General features: G+C 37.3%; 1 protein-coding gene. It reads left to right on the top strand.

The window, feature by feature from the left end:
* Nucleotides 1-20 precede the first annotated feature (20 nt).
* Nucleotides 21-461: a single-stranded DNA-binding protein gene (gene ssb, locus ACFIKR_RS09580; RefSeq protein WP_375659672.1), complete on the top strand. Its 441-nt coding sequence runs from the start codon at nucleotides 21-23 to the stop codon at nucleotides 459-461.
* Nucleotides 462-595: the final 134 nt, after the last annotated feature.

The raw sequence follows: 595 nt of genomic DNA on the forward strand, positions 1-595 counted from the left end.
ATTTAATGGAACTTACAAACATGCTTAATAAAGTGATTTTAATTGGTCATTTAGGTGCCAATCCAGAAAGCAAAACAATGTCATCTGGCATCGAGGTGGTCAATTTTCGAATGGCAACGTCTGAGAGCTATACAGACAAGGCAACCAATAAGAAAGTAGACAAAACCGAATGGCATTCCATTGTGGTGTTTAATCCACATTTGGCAAAAATAGCGCTTCAGTATCTCAACAAAGGTAGCAAAGTTTATATCGAGGGGCGACTACAAACCCGTAAATGGCAAGATAAAAACGGTGTTGATCGCTATGTAACAGAAGTCATATTGCCTCAGTACAAAGGCGAGTTAAAGCTTTTAGATGGCAAAAATGATGATAATCAAGAGCCGTCATCAGCTTATGACAGAAGCATTTACAGACCTCTTGATACACCCCATACCGTTATGAATGACAGTGTTCCTTTTTAATAGAGGGTATTTAAATGTCTGATAAGCCGCCGCTCCATACCTTTAGTGCAATCTGTAAATCTAAGCCAGTTTATAACTATACTATTACAGATCAGGAGATAAAATCATTACAACATAATAATAAGATTGAGACA

Origin of the sequence: Bartonella sp. MR30HLJHH (assembly GCF_042194195.1) — a bacterium.
Lineage (GTDB): Bacteria > Pseudomonadota > Alphaproteobacteria > Rhizobiales > Rhizobiaceae > Bartonella > Bartonella grahamii.

Excerpts from the sequence above, each read along its gene's own strand:
- ssb (WP_375659672.1), top strand. The coding sequence starts at position 21 with ATGCTTAATAAAGTGATTTTAATTGGTCATTTAGGTGCCAATCCAGAA.